Genomic DNA, 4,664 nt, shown 5'->3' with positions numbered 1-4,664 from the left:
TTGTACCTGCAATTCCAATTCTTCAAATTCCAGTCTATTCATAATAATTGAGGTTTAATTGTATTCGCTGCCGCAAAGCTACAATCAAACCTCAAAGTGTAAAAGGGGCATTTGTCCGAATGCTTACACAAAGAGGCATACAGGAATGAATAAAATCTATGTCTTCCTATTGGAACCAGCATCACTTATCAAACAGGTGGGTGATACTGATTCTATTTTGTTCTTATTCTAAAAGGTAGGGAGAAAAAAGAAATAAAATGGGGAGGAAAAGATGAAAAGTAGGGAGAGAATTATCGAAAGACAAATTGATATATGATAAATGAATGATATGAGGAGGCATGTGAATGAGAGCACTTTAGGGTCAATCGAACTATTCTATCAATTGAAAAATAAAAGTAACTCTTGTTGTGGAGTAATATTTTTACGTTGAGTCCAATTTTTTCGTTTTTTGCGTGTCGGGGGAAAACAAAAAATCCCGATTTCGCTTGGAAATCAGGATTTTACTGCTTTTTGCTTTTCTTCAAAGTGGTGCCACCAGGAATCGTAATCTAACGATAAGTGGCTGAATATCTTTGATGTATCTTTTAGCTAAAGAAGTAATCTCCCGCTATTGCTCCACCGGAGGCTTGCAATATTTTGCAGTGTCTTGCGGAGTCGATTTCCTATTATAGAACAAAGATAGCGTTTTATTTTGAAATACAAGTAAAGAGCTTATAGTGAAGACAATTATTTATTAACATATTTAATTATCTTTTTTCTTAGAATTAGAACGATACAAATTATCTGTTATGACACCTCTAAATATATCCTCATTCAAGAACTCTAATATACGATTCAATTCAGCAACATTATTAGTAGGCAATAAAAGCTTTTTATTTTCATCTAGTTGCACATTAACTCCATACTGTTTTAAAAGAGTTGTTCTTGATCGAGGAGATTTTTGCATAAATAATTTTATATTTTCAGTTTTAGACAGCGATTTGACCAACCTACGAGTTTTAACATTCGCTATACTTTTAATATGTTCCACATTTACATTAATACCTTCTGTTTTACCAAATTCGTCAATCTCTACATCAGTAGCCTCTGTAACAAAGTCTATTAAGGAAAATATTTGATTTGCACTTGTATAACTTTGAAAGTATAATTTCCCAGCCTCATAAATTGCATGAATTTTATCTTCTATCACAAAGGCTGATTGGCTCATTTTGGTAAATTTGTTTCCAACTTCCAACTGTAAAACAGTCTTACGTTGTAGCAGATTCTTTTTGTTAAAAACTTGAAAATAATATATTCCATTATCATACCAAAATATACTTTTAGGTATATCTTCCGCTATATTATATACTGAAATATCAGCCTGATTATCTGGTATACGAATAAAATCTTCAGGTAAATTATAGTATACATACGTTATATTTTCTCCACGTCTACTTGTAATATCGCCATTAAACAGATCCTCTTCTATACCATCTGGCTTTAAAGCTCTACCTCCAGCTATAAATTTATTTTTAACCTCATCAACTATTTCTTCTTTGAGAGAAATATGTTTTATCGTATTATCCGGCATTAATGCATAAAATTGACTCATACTGCTAACTATTAATAATTAATCCCATGTAATCTGTTACTTCTACGAATCTTTTGATTTCATTTCTGTTTCTAATAGATTTTTTCGAAAGAAGCATGTATGTGTTTTCTTCAGTATAAACTTCGTAATAACGATAACCTAGTATAGAACATAATAAGTTATAGCTATTGTTATTATAGCTCGCAATTGTTATAAAGCAGCATTGTAAAACTACACACATAAACAATACTAAAAAATCCAATTGATCTGCAAATATTGTTAGCCAAGGAATTATTGATGATAATACTTGGTCAATACCACTTTGTGACATAATTGAATATGATTGTACTTTAATTGTTTTACTTTCTTTCTGTTTTAAGGATTTGTGTTTGAGATATATTCCAATCCAAATAAGACAAATTAACATATATAGAAAGCTAATACTTATTCCCCACCATTCAAAGCTAATGGGAACCTCACAATTTTGGAGAATTCTATTCCACGCTTCAAAATATTTATCAGAGTTTTTCACAATGCCAATAAGTCCCAATGATAAAAAGGTAGGTGCTGTTACTGTCATTGTAAATAAAAGCTTTATAATCATATTTGTTTTTTATTATAAAGAAACAAATTACTTAAGTATTTCAAACAGTTTTTTTAATTCATCTTCAGTCTCAAACTTGGGAACTGCTCCATAATCTCCATTTAGATAACTGTTTTGTAACATTTTATCGAAACGAACATTATATAATTCATCCATTCGGCCAAAAGAACTGATACCATTAGAACTTTTTTTCATTAGCCATATCTCATCTTTTCTAAAAATCTTTTGATTCATCAGAGAACTTTCGTGAGTCGTAAATATTAGTTGGCTAGAAGTACCTTCTGAATATTTATAGAATAATTTAATTATTTGTTGTATAAGTGAAGGGTGCAAGCTACGCTCCATTTCATCTACAATGAAAACTTTTCCTCCTTGAACTAAATCTAATATTAGTGGTATATAATCAAATAAACGTTTGGTACCATCGCTTTCATCTCCTAATGAGAATAGTTCAATGCCCTCATTATCTATTTTTTTATGTACTGTCATTAATTTTTTTGCTTTAATTTCTCCTTCAATGAAATTAATTAGGAACAAATTGTCTTCAAATCGTAATGTTCCAAAGGCTTCATCACTATTAGATTTTGACAAATCTGTTTTTATTGCACGTTGTAAATCTTGTGGAATTCCAAGTTTATCAAATTGAACATCTATGAGCTTGACTCCATCAACACCAGTATTAAAATATCTAAGAAGTGCTCCAAATCCTCGTTTAAGGTCATTGTCATCAACAGCTTCAAGTAATACTCCTTGTTTGTAAGGGGTATCTGGGAATATAACCTTTAGTGAATTTGCAAACCAATTTATAACAGACTCTAAGTCATTAATATTTGATACATTATCACGGATATTACGACTTAGTACTTCATGTAAAAACAATTGGCGTTGCGGGGTAGCTTTGGCAAAAAAAGATAAAAATTGCGATTCTTCTTCTTTGGGGTTTTGTTTTATTAAATACGATATATCAAATATAGATTTCTCTACATTCCTTTGAAAAATCGTATAAACGGTTTTCTTTGTTATTTGTTTGAGCCATTCTTCTTTGATTAGTTCAGCATTATATTTAAAACCATATTCATATTTTTTATTATTACATAAAATATGATAAATAAGAGTTGTATCTTTTTTGTTACTGTCTGAACTGAGGCGAAAAGGATAATAATCAATCAGATCATCAGTACGAGTTCCTCTAAGTACTAATTTCTTGCCTAGTTCTATAGCTTTAACAAAATTACTTTTACCTCCCGCATTAGGCCCAAATATAGCAGCAGACTTTAAAATCCATTGTCCTTTTATAGCTTCTACTTTATGGCTTTTTTTTAAGGATCCTTTACCTGGCTGAAGAGAGAAGACTTCTTTATTTTTAAATGAAAGAAAGTTCTCTACTATGAATTGTTGCAACATAATATTATAGGTATTTATAATAGTGCAAATTAAACGATTTTTTCTCAAATTAAAAAGCTAAAAACAGCTTTTTTGCCAAAAAGGATATTAAGATGAGATTTTTTCTCTTTTTTAATGGCTTTTATTTTGATAAGATGTTTTTTATTTGTATGTTTGCAAAACAAAAACATCCCCCAAGGGTGGAGCCTTGAGGGATGCTTATACCAAAAAGTTCGGAGGATGCTCATCCTGAAATGAGCGGCCAAATTAGGCTGGTCAGGTGCCTAAAGAGTAATTAACCCCAAATCATAATTAATATGACGGCGAAAACAGGAGAAAGATGTCCAGTAAGTGGCGTTTGGAAAGTTGACGGCTTTCCTACTACTACAGCACCTATTGCTAAAGGCAACGTAATGCCTCCTTATTGTGGTAAAGCGGTAACATGGAGATTAATCCAATACGCTTAACCTTTTGTGTGAAGAGAAGGTCTTGGTAAGAAATTTATTTTCTTCCAAGGCTTTCAAATCAACAAATGATTAATGTGCATATACACATATGCCAATAACATTGTAGAAGGCAAATTACCCCTGAATAATAATGGCTATGGGATATATTTTATATTAATCAGCTGCAAAATTAGTGATTTGCCTTGTAAAATACAAATATATTGTGTTTTCTTGAAGCTGAGCCATTAATTAAATAAAATAAATATGGGAATAAAACCAGGACCAAAGAGGATTGCAATATCTACTGGGAAACCAGATAGAAGACAGAGAGACAATAAAAAAACTCCCGGCAATACACCATCTCTTAAGCCTCACATTCATAAGAAAGGCGATTGATATAGAAGATGGGGATAAGCTGAATTTTACGAACTAAAAAACGTAAAATCTAACCGCTATTAAAAAGAGTCGTATCAAATTTTTATGAGAAATGATACGACTCTTTTTTAGTATTATAGTAATATAATTTTATGAACGGAATTTTTTTTGAATTGTTTTTTATGATTGTAAAATAAATATCTCCATAGATATTGAATAATTTCTGCATTATCTTTATCATTTTTTCTATAAAAGCTATTTCTTTTCTTGATAAATCATACTTAAT

Annotated in this window: 4 protein-coding genes; all 4 read right to left on the bottom strand. The window is 30.8% G+C overall.

What is annotated here, in order from left to right:
• Nucleotides 1-742 precede the first annotated feature (742 nt).
• On the bottom strand, nt 743-1,591 hold the full coding sequence (locus H6A28_RS14675; protein WP_204481033.1) for a hypothetical protein: 849 nt from the start codon (nt 1,589-1,591) through the stop codon (nt 743-745).
• Nucleotides 1,592-1,595: 4 nt separating this feature from the next.
• Complete coding sequence (locus tag H6A28_RS14670; RefSeq protein WP_239465391.1) at nt 1,596-2,150, bottom strand: hypothetical protein; 555 nt, start codon at nt 2,148-2,150, stop codon at nt 1,596-1,598.
• Between the two features lie 51 nt (nt 2,151-2,201).
• A complete protein-coding gene (locus tag H6A28_RS14665; protein ID WP_204481027.1) occupies nt 2,202-3,578 on the bottom strand; it encodes an AAA family ATPase in 1,377 nt (458 codons plus the stop codon).
• A gap of 903 nt (nt 3,579-4,481) precedes the next feature.
• A partial coding sequence (locus tag H6A28_RS14660) for a hypothetical protein (protein WP_204481025.1) occupies nt 4,482-4,664 on the bottom strand: 183 nt, incomplete at its 5' end.

Source organism: Bacteroides mediterraneensis, assembly GCF_016900355.1.
Classification (GTDB): Bacteria; Bacteroidota; Bacteroidia; order Bacteroidales; family Bacteroidaceae; genus Phocaeicola.
Note: the sequence above shows the minus strand (reverse complement) of the source record. Positions and strands in the feature narration are given on the sequence as shown.